The 18,049-nt window shown below is 62.7% G+C and carries 13 protein-coding genes and 1 pseudogene; 7 read left to right on the top strand and 7 right to left on the bottom strand.

Annotated elements, in window-relative coordinates:
* The first annotated feature begins 54 nt into the window (after nucleotides 1-54).
* From RCCGE510_RS24125 to RCCGE510_RS24110, 4 genes are all read left to right on the top strand, one after another.
* Nucleotides 55-1,059, top strand: a complete 1,005-nt coding sequence (locus RCCGE510_RS24125; protein WP_007634275.1) for a dihydroxyacetone kinase subunit DhaK — start codon at nucleotides 55-57, stop codon at nucleotides 1,057-1,059.
* A gap of 3 nt (nucleotides 1,060-1,062) precedes the next feature.
* Entirely contained in the window at nucleotides 1,063-1,710 is a 648-nt protein-coding gene (dhaL, locus tag RCCGE510_RS24120) for a dihydroxyacetone kinase subunit DhaL (protein WP_007634273.1), read from the top strand.
* A 63-nt stretch (nucleotides 1,711-1,773) separates the two neighbouring features.
* Nucleotides 1,774-2,283: a GNAT family N-acetyltransferase gene (locus RCCGE510_RS24115; RefSeq protein ID WP_007634271.1), complete on the top strand. Its 510-nt coding sequence runs from the start codon at nucleotides 1,774-1,776 to the stop codon at nucleotides 2,281-2,283.
* A gap of 307 nt (nucleotides 2,284-2,590) precedes the next feature.
* Nucleotides 2,591-3,484 (top strand): methyltransferase domain-containing protein, encoded by an 894-nt coding sequence (locus RCCGE510_RS24110; protein WP_037079616.1) that lies wholly within the window; start codon nucleotides 2,591-2,593, stop codon nucleotides 3,482-3,484.
* Nucleotides 3,485-5,778: 2,294 nt separating this feature from the next.
* Here RCCGE510_RS24110 and RCCGE510_RS24105 read toward each other — a convergent pair.
* Nucleotides 5,779-7,110, bottom strand: coding sequence for an IS1182-like element ISRsp20 family transposase (locus tag RCCGE510_RS24105; protein ID WP_007634267.1), 1,332 nt, complete (start codon nucleotides 7,108-7,110; stop codon nucleotides 5,779-5,781).
* 1,186 nt (nucleotides 7,111-8,296) lie between these two features.
* Here RCCGE510_RS24105 and RCCGE510_RS24100 point away from each other — a divergent pair.
* Both RCCGE510_RS24100 and RCCGE510_RS24095 read left to right on the top strand, forming a co-directional pair.
* Complete coding sequence (locus tag RCCGE510_RS24100) at nucleotides 8,297-9,376, top strand: YihY/virulence factor BrkB family protein (protein ID WP_007634266.1); 1,080 nt, start codon at nucleotides 8,297-8,299, stop codon at nucleotides 9,374-9,376.
* A gap of 86 nt (nucleotides 9,377-9,462) precedes the next feature.
* Complete coding sequence (locus RCCGE510_RS24095; protein ID WP_007634265.1) at nucleotides 9,463-10,746, top strand: cystathionine gamma-synthase family protein; 1,284 nt, start codon at nucleotides 9,463-9,465, stop codon at nucleotides 10,744-10,746.
* Between the two features lie 62 nt (nucleotides 10,747-10,808).
* On the opposite strand, the gene RCCGE510_RS24090 is transcribed toward RCCGE510_RS24095, so the two are convergent.
* From RCCGE510_RS24090 to RCCGE510_RS24070, 5 genes are all read right to left on the bottom strand, one after another.
* On the bottom strand, nucleotides 10,809-11,222 hold the full coding sequence (locus RCCGE510_RS24090) for a cupin domain-containing protein (protein ID WP_007634264.1): 414 nt from the start codon (nucleotides 11,220-11,222) through the stop codon (nucleotides 10,809-10,811).
* Between the two features lie 45 nt (nucleotides 11,223-11,267).
* A complete protein-coding gene (locus RCCGE510_RS24085; protein WP_007634263.1) occupies nucleotides 11,268-12,032 on the bottom strand; it encodes an SDR family oxidoreductase in 765 nt (254 codons plus the stop codon).
* Nucleotides 12,033-12,615: 583 nt separating this feature from the next.
* A complete protein-coding gene (locus tag RCCGE510_RS24080) occupies nucleotides 12,616-13,809 on the bottom strand; it encodes a thiolase family protein (protein WP_007634257.1) in 1,194 nt (397 codons plus the stop codon).
* Nucleotides 13,787-15,310 (bottom strand): AMP-binding protein, encoded by a 1,524-nt coding sequence (locus tag RCCGE510_RS24075; RefSeq protein ID WP_007634256.1) that lies wholly within the window; start codon nucleotides 15,308-15,310, stop codon nucleotides 13,787-13,789. The genes RCCGE510_RS24080 and RCCGE510_RS24075 overlap by 23 nt, the downstream gene beginning before the upstream one ends.
* Nucleotides 15,311-15,338: 28 nt before the next feature.
* Nucleotides 15,339-15,749: a thioesterase family protein gene (locus RCCGE510_RS24070; protein WP_007634254.1), complete on the bottom strand. Its 411-nt coding sequence runs from the start codon at nucleotides 15,747-15,749 to the stop codon at nucleotides 15,339-15,341.
* A gap of 54 nt (nucleotides 15,750-15,803) precedes the next feature.
* Between RCCGE510_RS24070 and RCCGE510_RS24065 the strand changes: the two genes are divergently transcribed.
* The gene (locus tag RCCGE510_RS24065; RefSeq protein WP_007634252.1) at nucleotides 15,804-16,772 is read left to right on the top strand and encodes a zinc-dependent alcohol dehydrogenase family protein; all 969 of its coding nucleotides are present in this window, start codon (nucleotides 15,804-15,806) and stop codon (nucleotides 16,770-16,772) included.
* A 67-nt stretch (nucleotides 16,773-16,839) separates the two neighbouring features.
* On the opposite strand, the pseudogene RCCGE510_RS24060 reads toward RCCGE510_RS24065, so the two are convergent.
* Nucleotides 16,840-17,763, bottom strand: a pseudogene (locus RCCGE510_RS24060) (IS110 family transposase); the annotation flags it as partial.
* Between the last annotated feature and the right edge of the window lie 286 nt (nucleotides 17,764-18,049).

The raw sequence follows: 18,049 nt of genomic DNA, 5'->3' as shown, positions 1-18,049 counted from the left end.
TCCCGCGCGCCAGCCGCATCTATGCAGTCGGAGCTCGTTCTGGGGAGGATCGGCGTGAAGACGAAGAAGCTTATCAATGCAGGCGCGGACGCCGTCGACGAGATGCTGCAAGGCGTCTTGGCAGCGCATCCCAGGCACCTCTATGCCGTGGAGGAGATGCCGCGGGCAATCATTGCCAGAAACGGGCCGCGCCAGGGCAAAGTCGGGTTGGTGATCGGCGGCGGATCCGGACACGAGCCGACATTTCTCGGCTACGTCGGCAAGGGGCTGGCCGATGCTGCCGCAATCGGTAATGTCTTTGCCTCGCCGCCACCCGATCCGATCATCGCCTGCGCCAAAGCGGTCGACGGCGGCGCTGGCGTGCTCTTCATGTACGGCAATTATGCCGGCGACGTGATGAATTTCGACATGGCCGCCGAAATGCTGGCGCTTGACGAGATCGAGGTGCGCACCGTCCTGACCACCGATGACGTGGCGTCCGCCCCGGCCGATCAGATGGACAGGCGACGCGGCGTGGCGGGCAACGTCTTCATCTTCAAAGCCGCCGGTGCTGCCTGCGATCTTCTTTACTCTTTCGACGAGGTCGAGCGCGCCGCCCGCCATGCCAATGCGCAAACCTATACGATGGGTGTCGCACTCTCACCCTGTTCGCTGCCCCAGACCTTGAAACCAAATTTCCTGATCGGCGATGACGAGATGGAGATCGGCATGGGCATCCATGGAGAACCCGGCGTTGCCCGCGAGCCGCTTCGAACGGCCGACGCGGTAACCGACGAACTGATGGACCGCATTCTCCAGGAGATGAAGGCAGAGCGGGGCGATCGTGTCGCCGTGCTCGTCAACTCGCTGGGCTCTACGCCGATGATGGAACTCTACATCATGATGCGGCGCGTCAAGGCGCGGCTTGATGAAGCCGGGCTTACCATCCATACCGCGCTCGTAGGAAACTACTGCACCTCGCTCGAAATGGCCGGCGCCTCGGTCACGATCATGCATCTCGATGACGAGCTTCAGCGGCTGATCGACCACCCTTGCGATTGCGCCATGTTTGCGAGGTAATCGATGATGATCGCGACGAAAGATCTACAGCACCTCTTTGCCCAGATCGCAGAGGATATCTCGGCGCAGCGCGATCATCTCTGCGAGCTGGACGGCGCCATCGGCGATGGCGATCACGGCCTTGCCATGGATGCCGGCTGTGAGGCCGCGGCCAAGGCCGTTGGTGCGCTCGACTCCGCGCAGGCCGCGCCGACGGCCGTGTTCAACACAGCGGCAAAGGCATTCCTGAATGCGGTCGGCGCGTCCTCCGGCCCGCTTTATGCCACGGCCTTCATGCGCGCTGGAGCGGCGGCCAAGGACCGGCTTGAGCTGACCGACGACGATTTCCTGCGGGCTTTCGCGGCGATGGCGCAAGGCATTCAGGAACGCGGCAAGGCGGAGCCCGGCGAGAAGACGATGGTCGATGCGTGGAAGCCTGCAGCCGATGCGGCGCTGGAGGCCTGGCAGTCGGGAACGCCCCTTCCCCAATGTTTCGAGATGGCGGAGCGGTCAGCGCGCCAAGGCTGTGAAGCGACCAGAGATATGACGGCCGCCAAAGGGCGGGCGTCGCGGCTGGGGGATCGGGTGATCGGGCATATCGATCCGGGTGCTGCCTCCGCCGTTGTCATCATCACGGCCATGGCGAAATTCACTCGGCACCGGGATGGTTAGCTCAGGCTTGTAATCTCAAAATCTCGCCGATAGGTTGTTGGCTCACGACGAGGTGGCCAAGACATGCACATTCGAAAAGCCGTGTCCTCCGATGCGGAGAAGTTGAGCGCTCTGCTGAACGAGATTATCCAGGCGGGCGGGACGACAGCGCTCGAGACTCCGCTTTCGGCCGCCGAGTTCGCGGACTGGTTCATCGATGGCGAATTTTCCCTTGCCTGTCATGTTGCCGAGCACAAGCAGGCGCTTGTCGGCTTTCAATCGCTGAGCTCATACGGCGATCCGCCGAAAGGCGTCGCCGACATCGCGACCTTTGCCCGCATGAACCCAAAGACCGCAGGCGTCGGCAGCGCGCTTTTTCCCGCGACCCGGGCGGCAGCCGAAGAGCTCGGGCTCGAATTCATCAATGCGACCATCCGCGCGGACAATGTCAGCGGACTTGGCTATTACGCGAAGATGGGCTTCGAGACCTATGCCAGGCTCGCCCAGGTTCCACTCCAGGATGGGACGGCTGTCGACAGGATCAAGAAACGTTTCAGTGTAAACGCCATGAACCGCACGACGCCGCACGCCTGATCGTGCCGACGGCGCTCCTGGGAAAGTGTGAGACCCGGAGGCCGGGCGGGCTCAGGCTGATGCTGCCTGCTCGCACTCAAGCTTTGGTGCCTCGACATTTCCAACTTAGGAGTGCGGCATATTAAGCATGTGACATAACAACGAAGTTTTCTACAATGGAAGTGAAATCGTACTTAAGTTCCGTCATGAATGCCCGCGCTTTATTGAGGATGCTATCCACTGTCGATGTGATCCGATAACGGCCTGAGAGATGGGCAGACGCAAAGGCGCAAAACTGAACAGATCAAAGCCATGTGCGGAGATAGTCATGCCCACTGCGATGTTCACGGCCGACGAACTTGCGGTGATCCGCCGCGCTTACGCCCATCAGGTGGCGGCGACCGCGGGAACGACGAATCCGAGGATCGAGGCTGCCTTTGGCGTCGTGCCTCGCGAAAAATTCCTCGGGGCGCCGCCATGGCAGATCGCCAATCTGGGTGGCGGATATCGTCCGCTGCTCTCCGCCGATTTGGTTCTGGCCTATCAGGATGTGCTGTTCGCCTTGCAGCCCGACAAGGGCGTCAACAATGGCAGCCCGTCGCTGCATGCCCGGCTCCTGGCGGAACTGGACGTCCAGATCGGCGACCGCATCGCCCATATCGGCGCCGGCACCGGTTATTATAGCGCCATTCTTTCGGAGTTGGTGGGCGCCACCGGCCATGTCTATGCCATCGAGATGGATCCCGATCTGGCGGGCCACGCTCACGCGGCGCTTGCCGATCGGGCCAATGTCAGTGTCATTTCCGGCGACGGCAATCAATGGCCGCAGCAAGAGATGGATGCGGTCTACGTGAATTTCGCCGTCGGGCGTCCCGCTGCGCCCTGGATCGAAATGTTGCGGCCCGGAGGGCGCCTTGTGCTGCCACTCGGCGTACCACGCCAGGGCCGGTCAACGAATGGCGGTCGTCATGCGTCTTACGGCGCCGCACTTCGTATTGAGCGCGACGCGAGTGGATTTTCAGCGCGTTGGATCGGCACAGCTTATTTTGTCTGCGCCGATGGTGGACTGACGATCGACGAGAACGAGATCGAGGCGCTGACAGCAGCGTTCAAGCGCGGCGGCATCGAGTTCATCAAAAGCCTGCTCTGGAAGACGGACCCGCGGATAGGGCGCTGCTGGTATATCGGCGACCAATGGGCGCTTTGTTATGACGACCCCTGAGACATTCATTCCAGAGAGCCGCCTGCTCCATCTCGTTTGCGAACATGAGCAATGCAGCGCACCACCGCGCCGAAGATCTCGATGCCCCTCGCCTTTTGACCCGGTGCGTTCAGTTGGCGCAGTTTTGATCTGAGACGAAATGCTAGATCCGAAGCCCGGCGGAGACGGTTGGAGCGATGGCACTCGGAGTGTCGACCTTAAATCCGATCTTTCCGAAGCTTAGTGCAAGCTCGCCACCGGCGCCTTCCCAGTGATGCGCAAAAATCTGATGTTGAAATTTAATGTCTATGATCTTTGAGATTTAGGCGCCGTGCATTCGCGCCACGGCCATGCCGGCGAAAGTAGATATTGAATTGCGCGCCACTGCTGGCGGCAACGCGGCAGCTTCGACGCAAGTTGGCGATGCAGGCAATGAGTTTGCCGCTGGATCCGCCGATCCCGGCGCGTCTCGTTTCAGGACTGATCGACAGGAGTGGAAGAATTGGAGGATGTTGCCCGTCCGGCGATTCCAGTGGTTTGCCGAAACAACAGAAGCCCGGCGCGGGAGAGGGCGCCGGGCTTCGATAGTGACCGACAGCCTGGGAGGAGGAATGCTGTCCGTCGGACCGAAGCGGCTCGGAGGGGTTAAGCGCTTCGGTCCACCACGAGGTAGTGTCGCAGTGCGGTAAATTCAAGCTTGAGGGCTGGGTATGGCGGGTGACGGGCTGGAGGACGTCGAATAGGCGCCGCTTATGGATGACTCGCGGATTCTGTATGGCGTTGTCCGCGGACAACTTGCGTTATGTCGTCGATCTGGAATGGTTGCCCGTTGTCCGCGGACAACCCATTCGCAACTATTTGCGGATCCTCGCCATCCACCCTTTGCATGCCTGATCCTCGCTCGTCTTCAGCGCGGCATCCTCCAGGGCTCTCTCATTCGGAGGTGCGCAGGTCGGAGCCTCGAAGGCGCACTCTGGCGTTGCCTCTTGCGTTCATCCGGCGTTGGACCAGCGGCCCCGCCCTTCGAGGCCCCTGCGGGCGCCCGTGATGAGGCTCACGTGGGGCAGGGCCGCGGATTCCGCAACGCCTGTCATTGGGTGCAATCCCCAGCGTTCCTTGTTGAGGGCGGCATCCTTCAACACTCCTCATCCTGACGCGCGCGGGCCGAAAGCCGGAGCTTCGAAGGACACGCTCCAGCGCTGCTTGTTGCGTCATTCGGTGCCGAAGCACCCGCCTCCCCTTCAAGGCCTCTTGTGGGGTAACTCAGGGTGAGACTCTCGTCAGCGGTGGCACGGCATCCTCCAGCGCTCGCTGTCGGGCGCGGATGCCCGGTGTTCCATATTGAAGGCGCCGCCCTCTGGGCGTTCTTCATCCTGAAGCGCGCGGGCCGAAGGCCGGAGCCTCGAAGGACGCGCTCCAGCGCTGCATCCATTCGGTATCGGAGCACCCGCGCCGTCCTTCGAGACCCCTTGTGACGCACCTCAGCATGAGGCTCTCGTGGGCTGCGGCACAGCATCCTCCAAGGCCGTTGTTGGGCGCAGGTCTCCAGTGTTCCTTGTTGAGGGCGTCGCCCTCAAGGCGTGCTTCCTCTTGAGCGGCTCGGGCCGACGGGCGGAGCCTTGATGGGACGCGCTCCGGCCCTGCTCCTTGCGGTCATTCGGCGACGGCGCACGACGGCGCACCCGCCTCGTCCTTCGAGGTCCCTGCGGCGCGCCTCAGGATGAGACTTCTGAAGAAGATGGTGTGGTATCCCCAAGGCGTTCCTCATGCTGAAGTCCGCAGGCCGGGTGTCGGGGCGCCGAAGGACGTGCTCCAGCGCTGCTCCTTGCATTCATTCGGCGTCGGCGCATGACGGCGCGCTCGCCTCGTCCTTCGAGGCCTCGCGGGGATCTCAGGATGAGGCTTCTCGGCTGGGCGGTGGTGCGGCATCCTCCAGCACTTCCCAGGCGCGCAGGCCGAGAGCCGGAGCCTCGAAGGACGCGCTCAGCGTTGCTCCTTGCTCTCATTCGGCGTGGGTTCATTCGCCTCGTACTTCGAAGCCCTTCGGGGCGCCTGAGGATGGGGGGCTGGTACGGCTTCCTTCAGCGCGCGTAGTTGGGCGTGGATCCCCAGTGTCTTTTTGTGGAGGTCGCCACCCTCCCGGCATCCCTCAACCTGAGAGCTTGTGAAGCTTTTGAAGCTGGTGCGTTTCTGGCCGATTTTGGGCGGTTTTGGTTGGTCTTGGCCAGTCTTGGCTGGCCGATGTCATCGAGGGTTAGCCGATTGCGAGGTGCGTTCGGGTGGTCGCGTGTTGGTGTCTGGGTGATTGCAGTGGTTTAGCCATTGGCAAGCCGATGGCCTTGCAAGATATTGTTGGTGAGTGCGTAGCAGAGCACGACGGCCTGGACCTTTTCGATGCCGCGCACCGTCAATTGTCGCAGATTCCAGTTGCGCCAGCGGGCATGGATGCATTCGCAGATCGAGCGGGGTTTGTACTGAGCCTTGCCCGCCTCGCTTCCCATGCGGGCCCGCCAGGCTGATACACCCGGACCGTCGCCGCGCCGCGGTAAGAAGGGATCGGTTCCGTGCTTGGAATGGGTGGGCGGACAAAAGACTTCAACCCCTTCGCCGTGCGCCCATTCGATATCTTCAGCGCTGCAAAAGCCGCCATCGGCGAGATAACGTCGCGGCAGATGGCCGCTCAGCGCGCGTAACCGCTCCAGCATCGGCCGCATGAGGCCGCGGTCGGAGCCGGCATTGGTCACTTCGAGCCCGACCACGAACTGCTCACCGGCCGTGCTCGCAACCTGCACATTATAACCCGGACGGAAGCCGCCGTCGGCCATCTTCATCACCCGCGCCTGTGCATCTGTGCTGGAGGCGCGAGGCTCCTTCGGCTTTTTGCCATTGCCGCGCTTTTCTTCGCGCGCCTGGCGATGGCGCTGGATCTCGTCAAGGGCCACCTGGGCTGCTCTGAGCCGCTCGCCGCGCTCACGCGCCGCTCGTTCCCTGGCCGCCTCGATGCGCCGAGTGCTGGCATCCGAACGCGCATCGACCTCGTGCTTGAGCTGATCCACAACCGCCTCGGCAATGGAAAGATGCCGATCAAGCGTCGCCTTGCGGCCGAACGAGGCGGCCCCCGCGCTCGCCCGGACCCGCACGCCATCCTGCGCCAGACTATCGAGAACGACGAGGCCGGCATCGGCAAGCGCCGCCAGATGCTCGGCCAGCAGTCGGTCGAGCAAATCGGCGCAACCAACCCGAAAATCCGCCAGCGTGTGATAGTTCACCGAGACACCGCCACACAGCCAGCGATAGACGTCGTGGCTCCCGCACAGCCGTTCCAGCGCCCGCGCGCTGCCGACGCCGTCGCTGCTGGCATAGAGCCACAGCGCCAGCAAAAGCCGTGGCGAAATCGGCGGATGACCCGGCCGGTGCTCACGCGCTTTGATCCGATCTTCAAGCGCGCTCAGATCCAGTCCCTCGACATAGCGCCAAATAACGCGCACTGCGTGATCCTGGCCAATCAAGCTGTCGATATCCACGGCTCGCAACTCGATCTGATCGCGCACCGGCTCGCGCATGCGCGCCGCCCCGCGCCCCACCTGAGCACTGCGCCACGATCCATGCACCGGCAATCCTTCGAACAGCTCGTCGCTCACGATCATCCCCCAAGCAAATCAATCACCCAACAGAATCACAATCCAATCGCCGCCGCCACCAAACATTCACAGGCTCTGAGGCGCGCAGGCCGAAGGCCGGAGCGTCGAAGGGCGTGCTCTAACGTTGCTTCTTGCATTCAGCGTCGGTGCACCTCCTCGCATTTAGCTGCTGTCCACACCAGTTGCGGGGCGTGCCGAAGGGGCTTCGCGGCCATCGTCTGATTGCAAGTTGTCCGCGGACAACGGGCAATCAGACAAGCGGAGCTGCAACCGACCTCACGGAGCCGCCGCTTGACTCCGGGCCTTGTCCCGGGAAGAACCTCTGGCCGAGGCGTCACCCGGCCGAGGCCTAGCTGCCGCACGTTTATGACGAGGTGATCACGTGCGCCGTCGTGGCACGTGACCCTGCATTTTGCATCGGTCGATGCCTGGAAATATCGAGCCGGTTGCCCTTCTGCCATGTGACGCCACATCCATGCGCGCGATGGCTGGTCGATTTGCGTGGCAGTCTTGCGGCCTCGGCATGCGACGAACCGAATGGTCATGAAGTAGGGGAGGGGCTGTTTCTCAAGCAGCGCCGACCCGGTCCGCAGACCGGACTTTGCAGCGCGCGGATCGTCAATGCGTTGTCGACTGAGGGTTCGAGATCTCGATGGCGGGCAGACTGCGCCGGCTTCCGCGGCGGGCAGGCGGGATGATGCCGGACGAAAGCTACTCCGTCGGTCGGGTCGGAATATTCGCGGTTGATGACGAGGGCAGCTATTGCAGGTATTTGCCACTGCCGTTATGGTTTTGTCGATCGCTGCAGGCACCGCAATTGCAAGATTGCAGACGCATTGGAGGCAGAATTCGCAGTCTTTGAGACCGCAACGATGGTTGTCGGGCAGGCCTGTCGAAAAGATCACTCAGCCAGTAACGAAACTAAAGTGCGAATTTGCTTCCGCAACTGGAAGTGATGATAACGATATCAATGGTTTAAGATGTGAAAAGTTGCGACATGCACCTTGCCGCCGGGTGATAGATTCGCCTGCAACGACCGATTTGACAAGCCCCAATCGGCCAAAAGTGCCGCTGCTCGACCGGCTCGGGGAGCGGAATGATCTTGCCCCGCTCGAATGGTCACGGGGGGCAGCGGCTTGCATCCTTTAGCGGCACTCTGCGTTATCCCGGCACCAGATCGGAGAGCATCCTCATGCCAGATGTGCTTCACCTCAAGAAGATGTCGATCGCAGCGGCGATGGTGGCTGCGGCGATCGGCGCGTTTGCGTTGGTGCAGGCAACGGAGCGCAGTGCCGTTGCCCCGGCTGCGGAACCCCGCCGCGTGGGTGACGATCATGGCCGCAGCGCCGCGACGCCCGAGGCTATTCCGCTCAGCGGACTTCGCGATGTGTTCTGGCGCGTCTACCATGAAGTGCTGAACGACCGGGTCACGCTCATTGCCGCGGGCGTGACCTTCTATCTGCTGCTGGCGCTGTTTCCCGCCATGGCGGCTCTGGTGGCTCTCTACGGGCTGGTTGCCGATCCGATCACCATATCCGAACATCTCCGCGAATTGGCCGGCCTCATGCCGCCGGGAGCCTTCGACCTGCTTGCCGATCAGATCAAGGAACTCGTCAACAAGCGCGACAGTGCGCTTGGCATCACCTTCTTCGTCGGTCTCGGAATCGCGCTATGGAGCACGCACAGCGGCACGCTGGCGATCTTCGATGCGATGAACGTCGCCTATGAGGAGAACGAAAAGCGCGGCCTTATCCGGCTGAACCTCACAGGCCTCTGCTTCACCTTGAGCGCCATGCTTCTGACGGTGGTCATGGTGGCGCTTGTCGGGATCATGCCTGTCGTCCTCTCCTATCTCTGGCTCGATCAATTCAAGGAACACATGGCCCTTCTCCTGCGGTGGCCGCTGCTGCTGCTGGTCGTCGCGGTGGCGGTCACATCGGTCTACCGCTTCGGCCCCAGCCGGGAGCCTGCCAAACTGCGGTGGATGACGTGGGGGGCTGTTCTGACGACCGTCGCCTGGGCGGCCATGTCGCTCGGCTTCTCCTTTTACCTCGATCATTTCGCCAATTATAACGCCACATACGGCACGCTCGGTGCGCTGATCGGCTTCCTTATCTGGATCTGGCTTTCCGTCGTCATTCTCGTTGTCGGCGCAGAACTCAACGCCGAACTGGAGCATCAGACCGCGCGGGATACGACAACGGGCACGCCGCTGCCGATGGGCGCGCGTGGCGCCTATGTCGCGGACACTTTGGGCGAGACCGTCAACTGATCGTTGAGGAGCATCATAGATGACTGCTTCTCCAATGCGGTTTTGATGTACTTTATGCTTCGCCAGTCCCGACAGAGGAGACGATCATGACGGCCCCGCATCCTTCCAAAACCCATATCGGCAATCACGCTCTGCATCCCGAAACGCAGATGCTGAATTACGGCTACGATCCCGAACTCTCGGAAGGGGCGGTCAAGCCGCCGGTGTTCCTCACCTCCACCTTCGTTTTCAACTCCGCCGAGGATGGCCGCGACTTCTTCGATTACGTCTCCGGCCGCCGCGAGCCGCCTGAGGGGAAAGGAGCGGGTCTCGTCTATTCGCGCTTTAATCATCCCAATAGCGAGATCGTCGAGGACAGGCTCGCCGTCTATGAGCGGACGGAAAGCGGCGCGCTGTTTTCCTCAGGCATGTCGGCGATCGCCACCACCCTGCTTGCCTTCGTCCGGCCGGGCGATGCGGTCCTGCATTCGCAGCCGCTCTATGGGGGAACGGAAACATTGCTGGCCAAGACCTTCCTGAACCTCGGCGTCGCCGCCATCGGCTTTGCCGACGGGGTCAGCGAAGTGTCGGTGCAGAAGGCGGCTGAGGAGGCGATGGCCAAGGGCCGGGTCTCCGTCATCCTGATCGAAACGCCCGCCAACCCGACCAACAGCTTGGTCGATGTCGCGATGATCCGGCGCATCGCCGACGCCATCGGCGCAAAACAGGGGCATACGCCGATCGTCGTCTGCGACAACACGCTGCTCGGGCCGGTTTTCCAGCGGCCGATCGAGCACGGCGCCGATATCTCGCTTTATTCGCTGACCAAATATGTCGGCGGCCATTCCGATCTGATCGCCGGCGCCGTTCTCGGGCGCAAGGGGATCGTCAAGCAGGTCAAGGCCCTGCGCGGCGCGATCGGCACCCAGCTCGATCCGCATTCCTGCTGGATGCTCGGCCGTTCGCTGGAAACGCTGCAGCTGCGCATGGAGCGGGCAAACAGCAATGCGCGGGCAGTTGCCGATTTCCTGCGCGATCACCCGAAGGTCGAAAAGGTTCACTACCTTCCCTATCATGATGCGGACTCGCCGCTGGGGCGCACCTTCGCCGCACAATGCACCGGTGCCGGCTCCACCTTCTCTTTCGACATCCGCGGCGGTCAGCCGGCCTCCTTCAAATTCCTGAACGCGCTGCAGGTCTTCAAGCTTGCCGTCAGCCTCGGCGGAACAGAGTCGCTGGCGAGCCATCCGGCCACGATGACCCATTCCGGCGTGCCCGCCGATGTCCGTCAGCGTATCGGCGTTCTGGAATCGACAATCCGGCTGTCGATCGGCATCGAGCATCCGGATGATCTTGTGGCGGATCTGGAGATGGCACTGCAGTCGGCGTGATGCCGATGGTAGAATGCTGTCATTGATACGATGCCCGGCGGCGCCGGGCATCGTGGGTGACGTCACTTGTCGTCGGTCGTCAGTTCTGTCTCGTCGGTATTCAGCACGAAGACCGCAAGCAGGCGCGCCGGCTTTGTCTTGCTGGCATTCTTGCTGACGGCGTGATGATCGCCCGGAAATTCGGGAAAGCTTTCGCCGGCCTTGTAGACCTTCTCCGGCCCGTCGTTCACCTTGCTGGTGATCGCCCCTTCGAGAACTGTGGCGTAAATGAAGGCCGAGGCCGGGTGCGTATGGCCGGGCGACGAGCCGCCCGGCGCATATTCGACGAGCACCGCCCGCATGCTCTTACCGGGAACATTGGGAAGCTTCTGGTCGAAAACGACGCGGACCTTCGCGTCGCCGCCTGCGGCGTGAGCTTGCGTGCCGGCGGCAAGGATAATGGCGAGCGCCGCTGCCGAGATTATTTTTCTGAGCATGTCTGTCTCCTCAGTTGATGGGAATGGGTCGTCAGGCGCCGGGTATCAGGCGCTCTTTTTCTGCGGCGGCTGCCGGCTCAGCCAGTCGTCGAAGCGGATCCGGCCGAGCCGCGCATTGGCTCCGGTCACCAGCGAATCGTCCTCAAGTTCGACGCCGAAGTAGCGGGCGTGCGGATCTGATATCACCTGGCGCGGATCGTTCGTCGCCTTGAAGAGGCGCGTCACGATTTCGGTGAGGCGGACTTTCTCCGGTCCGCCGATTTCGATCGTGCCATTCATAGGCGTGGCCAGCGCCACCTCGGCCATGACATCGGCGACATCGTCCGAAGCGATCGGCTGCACATAGGCCGGCGACAGGTGCACCATCTGTCCGACCGTGCCCGACTGGGCGATGCCTGCCATGAATTCGTGGAACTGGGTGGAATGAACGATGGTGTAGGGTATGCCGGAACTTTTGATCAGCTGTTCCTGGGCCATCTTGGCGCGCATGTAGCCGCTGCCCTGAAGGCGCTCCATGCCGACAATCGACAGCGCGATGTGATGCTTCACGCCGGCGGCGGCCCCTGCCTTGAGCAGGTTGCGGCCCGAGGTCTGGAAGAATTCGAGAACCGCCTTGTCCTCGAAGGAGGGGGAGTTGGCGAGGTCGAGCACCACTTGGGCGCCTGCGAGCGCTTCGGCGAGCCCCTTGCCGGTGATCGTGTCGACGCCCGAATTGGGCGAGGCCGGCAGAACGTCGTGCCCCTTGCTGCGCAGTCTTTCCACGGTCTTCGAGCCGATGAGGCCGGTGCCGCCGATAATGACGATTTTCATGGGTAGTCTCCTTGTCCTTGCGAGGATTTCCTCTGTTGACGTGAGGTGGCTGCCGAAATCGCCTCCTCGGCGAGGCAAGCGACTTCATCGGTATGGAAACCGTCTCTCGGGTACGGGCGGCCGGAACCGATGGGCAGGAGAATGCGCCGGATCGCGGCCCCGAACCATTCTCCTCCAGTCGTTGTCGCCCTATGCGAAGGCAGTAGGCTGCCTCGCCGAAATGGCGGAATTTCACGTCAGCAGGGATTGGCCGACGTACCGCGGGTGCGGTGAGCGGAGGTGAGGGCTGGAGGTAATCATTGTCGTGCAAGCTGCGGGGCTTTTCGCGGCGAGGCTGTCCGGTTCGTGCCAGCGGCTGCCCCTCACCCTAACCCTCTCCCCGTCAAACGGGGAGAGGGGACGTGCCATACGAGATGTAGATGGGGACGGAGAGGTTGCGGCGTGTTCCCTTCGCCCCGTTTACGGAGAGAAGGTGGCGGCAGCCGGATGAGGGGCTGGTCTCGCCGATCTCCTCGCCTGACCACGGAGAAAGTGGAATAGGCCGACTTCGTCCGAAGTCTGAGCCGGATGCACGTCGTCCTTCTCAGGAAAGCCTGACGGCCTCGAACAGCGCCGTCAATCCGATGCCGCCGCCGATGCCGATCATCGCCAGGCCGGTGGCGCCGGGAACGCTGGCGCGGACCAGCTGACTGTACAGTCTTGTAACCAGGATCGCGCCAGATGCGCCGAAGGGATGGCCCAAGGCAATGGCGCCGCCGTTCTTGTTGACCGCGTCGGCGGGGATATCGAGCTGATCCAGCGATGCCAGAACCTGGGCGGCGAAAGCCTCGTTGAATTCGATGGCATCGACGCCGGAGAGCGGGAGGCCGGGCTGGCGCTGCAAGAGCTTTTTGGTCGAGGCAACCGGACCGACGCCGAGCAGGTTGGGGTCGACACCGGCAGCAGCGCTGTCGATGAAGGCGAGGCCCTTGTCGATGCCGAGACTTTTCGCCATTCCCCGGCTGATGACAAGCACCAGGCAGGCGCCGTCATTCAGCGGGCAGGCATTGCCTGCTGTTACTGAACCGTCGCGGAGAAAGACCGGCGGCAGGTTTGCGAGCGCCTCCAAGGATGTGGATGGGCGTGGGCATTCGTCGCGTTCGACCAATCCGTGGCCGGTGGAGATTTCGACGATCTCAGGTCGAAAGATGCCGGCTTCGGCCGCCGCGACGGCGAGCCGGTGGCTGCGCAGCGCGAGTTCATCCTGTCTCTGGCGCGATATGCCGAATTGACGGGCGACGTTTTCGGCGGCAATGCCCATTTCCGGATCGCCGATTGCATCGGGCGAAAACCGGGCGCGGCCATAAAAGCGCGGCGGCATCCCATTGGCTTTTGGTCGTTCGACACGCCATGGGGCGGTGCTGACGCTCTCGACGCCGCCAGCCAGAAAGCATGAACCTGCTTTCGCCTGGATCAGGCGGGCGGCCATGACGATCGCTTCCAGGCCCGAGCCGCATTGCCGGTCGACCGAAACACCCGGAACCGCCATGGGCAGGCCCGCGGTGAGCGCTGCCAGCCGCGCGATATTTCCGCCGCCGCCGGCGGCGTTGCCGACCAGCACGTCGTCAATGGCTTCGGGCGCTATCGCCGTTTCAGACAGGATCCGGCGGATGATCGGCGCGAGCAGGTCTTCCGCCGCAACCGTCGAAAGCGATTCAAAAGCCCGGCCGATCGGCGTGCGGTAAGCGGCAACGACGACCGGCTGCCAATCCTCATCAGGCTGATAGGCGTAGGACAAGTCCGTCTCCCGAGATCATCGATGCTTCCACCTGCCCCCTGGCGATCTTGCCGCTGCTCGTCATCGGCCAGGATTCGATATGGTAGAATTGCCTGGGGATCTTGTACCTGACGAGCCTATCCGCGCAATGATCGGCGAGGATTTTGGCGTCCATCGTCTCTCCCGACACGACCGCGACGATCCGCTGGCCGTAATAGGCATCCGGCAGGCCGAAGACGACGGCATCCTCGACGCCCGGGCAGGCTTTCAGGGCGCTTTCGACTTCGGCGGGATAGACGTTGTTGCCGCCGGATATCATCATGCCGCCCGCCCTGCCGATCACCCGCAGCATGCCGTTTTCATCGAGTTTGCCGAGATCGCCGACCGTCGCTCCCGCCTCGGTGACCCGGAACGCCTGGCCGTCGTCGCCCCAGAGATAGCCGTCGGCGATCAGGTCGCTCCTGACGAAGATGGTTCCCGGCACATCGGTGCCGACGTCGTTTTCATCAGGGTCGCGAATGGAGATATCCACGCCGGGATAGGCCCGCCCCACCCGATCGACCGGAAAATCAATGGCGCCGCCGACAAGGGTCGAGACCGTCATGAAGCCGATTTCGGAGGCGCCGTAATACTCCCTGATGCGCGCCTTCGGAAAAAGACGGCGCATCGATTCGACCCCGTTGACATCGAGTTTCGCACCCGCGGTCAGGACATCACGCAGGGAGGTCAGAGCCGGTTTGCCGGCCCAGGCCCTGGCAATGCCCGCTATGTGGGTGGGCACGGCAACCAGCCGCTCGATCTCTGCAGCCGAGAGCGTGCGCGCGACGGCATCGGCATCCCATTTCCGGACCGAATGGAAGGTGCCGCCGGCATCCAAGGCTTCAACCAAGGCGTAAAGCGCCAGCCCATGCGCCAGCGCGCCGGGGCATAGGGTCGATGGCGCGTCTTCGAGTTCGAAAACGAGACGTCCGCGATCGAGGCTCCGGCGCCACTGCTCGCGCGAGCGATAATAGGCTTTCGGCTCGGCGGTGGTGCCCGAGGTAAAGCCGATCAGGAAAATCCCTTCCGCCTCATTGGGCAACTCGCCTTCCGCTGCGCCGCCATCGAACGGCTCAGCTCCGGCGACAACAACGGGAACGCCGAACCTGCGGCCGATCTCGGCGCTCGGCCCGGCATCGTCGTCGACAACAAGCACATCCGGCGACAACTGCTCGATGATGCGTTCGATCCTTTTCGGCGGCATCATCGGGTCGATCACCGCGCAGGCATTCGGGGCGGCGGTGGCGGCAATAAAATACTCGGCAAAGCCGATATGATTGCCGAGGCTGAGCGCGGCAAGCTTCTCCACACCGGGCAGCTCGAGCGTGCGGCGGTTTGAGCGCGGCAGACCCTGGAGAAAGCCATAGATTGCCCCGGCACGGGAATGGAGTTTGCCATAGTTCAAGACGCGGTCGCCGATCACCAGCGCCGGATTGTCCGGCCTGTCCGTGGCATGTCGAAGAAGCTGCGCATGGATCGGCATGGACACCCGCTGGTTTGAAGATCGGCCGTCAGCCCAAGGCGGCTCTGGTCGCGTCCGGAATCGGCGTCGGGCGGCTGTCGGAAAGGTCGACGCAGACCCAGACAAGCCCGGCCGAGGCGCAATGGGCGCCGTCGCGCCGGCGAAAGAGTTCGATCGCGAAGGCGAGGCTCGTGCGCCCGATTTTCTCCACGGCCACCTTCGCTTCAACGACATCATCGACGTCGATCGGACTGTGAAAGGTAATTTCCGCCTTCTTCACGTGATAGGCAACACCCGAGGAGGTGTGGCGGAAGTGGCTGAGAATTTCCCGGTGCCGCAGGAATTCGACGACGGCATCCTCGCAATAATCGAGGTACACCGAGTTATGGACATGACCATAGATGTCGATGTCTCGCATCGAGACCCGGAACGATGCTAAAGGCCTGTCGTCAACACTCATTCGATCACCGAAAATTCGATGGCGTGTTCTAACCGCTGTTGTCTGGGGGATGCAATGCAATATCAGGCGGTCGTGCGAAAATTCGGCCCGGCCGAGGAGGTCGTCGAAATCGAGCGGGCCGCGTTGCCGGTGCTGCGGCGCGACCAGGTGCGCGTGCGCCTTTTGGCGCGGTCGATCAATCCGTCCGATATCATCACCATTTCAGGCGCCTATGCCGGGCGGACGACCTTGCCCTTCATTCCGGGCTTCGAAGCCTTCGGGGTGATCGAAGCGTGCGGCGAAGAAGTCCATGGGCTTGTTCCGGGCACACGCGTGCTGCCGGTGCGCAGTGCCGGCGGATGGCAGGAATTCAAGGATACCGATCCCGACTGGTGCCTTCGCGTTCCGGACGGGCTGTCCGACTTCGAGGCTGCCACGAGCTATGTCAACCCGATGACGGCCTGGTTGATGCTGCACAAGAAGATCGGGCTGAGGCCGGGTATGCGCATCGCCATCAATGCCGCCGCCTCTTCGATCGGATCGATCCTGATCGGCCTGGCCAATGCCGTCGGCGTCGAGCCGGTCGCAATCGTCCGCAGCGAGGAATCCCTCCAGCGCCTGCGCGGTCGTATAGAGGCCGTCATCGTCGACAGGGCGGACGGCGACCTGGCGGCGGGGCTTGCCAGCCGGCATGGACTGGACGCGGTGCTTGACTGCGTCGGCGGCGCGCGTGCCGCCGTGCTCGCCGATGCGCTTAGACCCGGCGGCTATTTCGTGCATTACGGCCTGCTCTCGGGCCAAAGCATCCCGCCGTCCTTCTGGGCCTCACATCCCGATATCGTCTTTTCCTATTGCCACTTGCGGGAATGGGTGCATTCCGAAACCGTTGACAATGTCCAGCGTGCCTATTCCGAAGTAACGGCACAGATCGCTGCGAAGGTCATCGCGACTGAAGTGCGGGAAGTCTTTCCCCTGGAAAAGATCGGCCAGGCTCTGCAATCCGCCCTCCCTTTCCGAGCGGGCGGCAAGGTGCTGCTTGCCTGACGGGCGGGTTCCCGCCTCGTCTTTCGAGGCTCCTGCGGGGAACCTCAGCAACCGTGTTGTTGGGCTCGTTCCAGGGTGTGCTTCTTTTAAGGATGGTGTTGATCATGATGATGAATTTTCGCATGGCGGCGACGATGGCGACCTTGGGCGGTTTGCCGGCGTCGCGCAGCCTTGTGTAGAAGGCCTTGATGGCCGGGCTGCAGCGGATGGCCGAGAGCGTTGCCATGTAGAGGGCGCATCTGACGGTGGCGCGACCGCCGGCAATGTGGCGTTGTCCGCGCCAAGTGCCGCTGTCGTGGGCCATCGGTGCGACACCGACGAGGGCGGCAAGCTTCTTGTCGTCGATGGCGCCGAGTTCGGGCAGTTCGGCGATGAGCACGGCGGCGCCGACCTCGCCGATGCCCGGGATGGTCAGCAGCAGGTCGCGGCGTGCGGTCATATCGGGCTCGGCGTCGATGGCGAGCGCGATGGCGGCATCGACGCGGGCGAGCTGGGCCTTGAGGGCGGCGAGGGTCTCGGCAATCAACACGGCGACGGCTTGAGGGGCATGTTCGAGGCGGTTCTTCTCGGCGACCGCCATATCGACGAGCTGGCGGCGGCGGGTGACGAGGGCAGCAAGCGCGATGCGGCCGTCGTCGATATGGGGGATCTGTGCCGGCCGCATCGCTCTGGCGAAGTGGCGAATGACGCGGGCATCGACCTGATCGGTCTTGGCCAGACGTCCGCTGGCCCTGGCGAAATCGCGGATCTGGCGGGGATTGACGACGGCAACGGCAATGCCGGCGGCCATCAGTGTCCTGACGATCGCCATCTCGTAACCGCCGGTGGCTTCGACGACGACAAGCTCTGCGCCGATCACCGCGGCTGCGAGTGCGGCACAGCCTGCCGCATCGTTGTCGAAGCGGACAACGGCGGCTTTACCCTCGATGGCCACATCGAGATGGGCCTTCGAGACATCGATACCGACCATGAAAGTTTTGGGGGCATGCATGGGGTGCTCCTCCTTGCAACGCGGGCTCAAAGCCCAACCAACCGTTCGAGCGAAGATATGGCGACGGAGATGCTTGCTGAGGTACGAGTTCAAAACCCAAGGATGACACGCATCCCCGTCGCACAGCCGCATTATACAGCAACGGCAACGTACAAGGATGAGGCTCTCTTGAACGCCGGCGCTACATTCTCCGCCCCCCATGATTTGCATATGGCATCTCAAACGCCTGTTATTGTGGCGCGGCATCCTCCAACGGCCCTCATGCTGAGAGCTTGTGAAGCTTTTG

Source organism: Rhizobium sp. CCGE 510 (assembly GCF_000292525.1).
In the GTDB taxonomy this organism is placed as follows: Bacteria; Pseudomonadota; Alphaproteobacteria; order Rhizobiales; family Rhizobiaceae; genus Rhizobium.
Note: the sequence above shows the minus strand (reverse complement) of the source record. Positions and strands in the feature narration are given on the sequence as shown.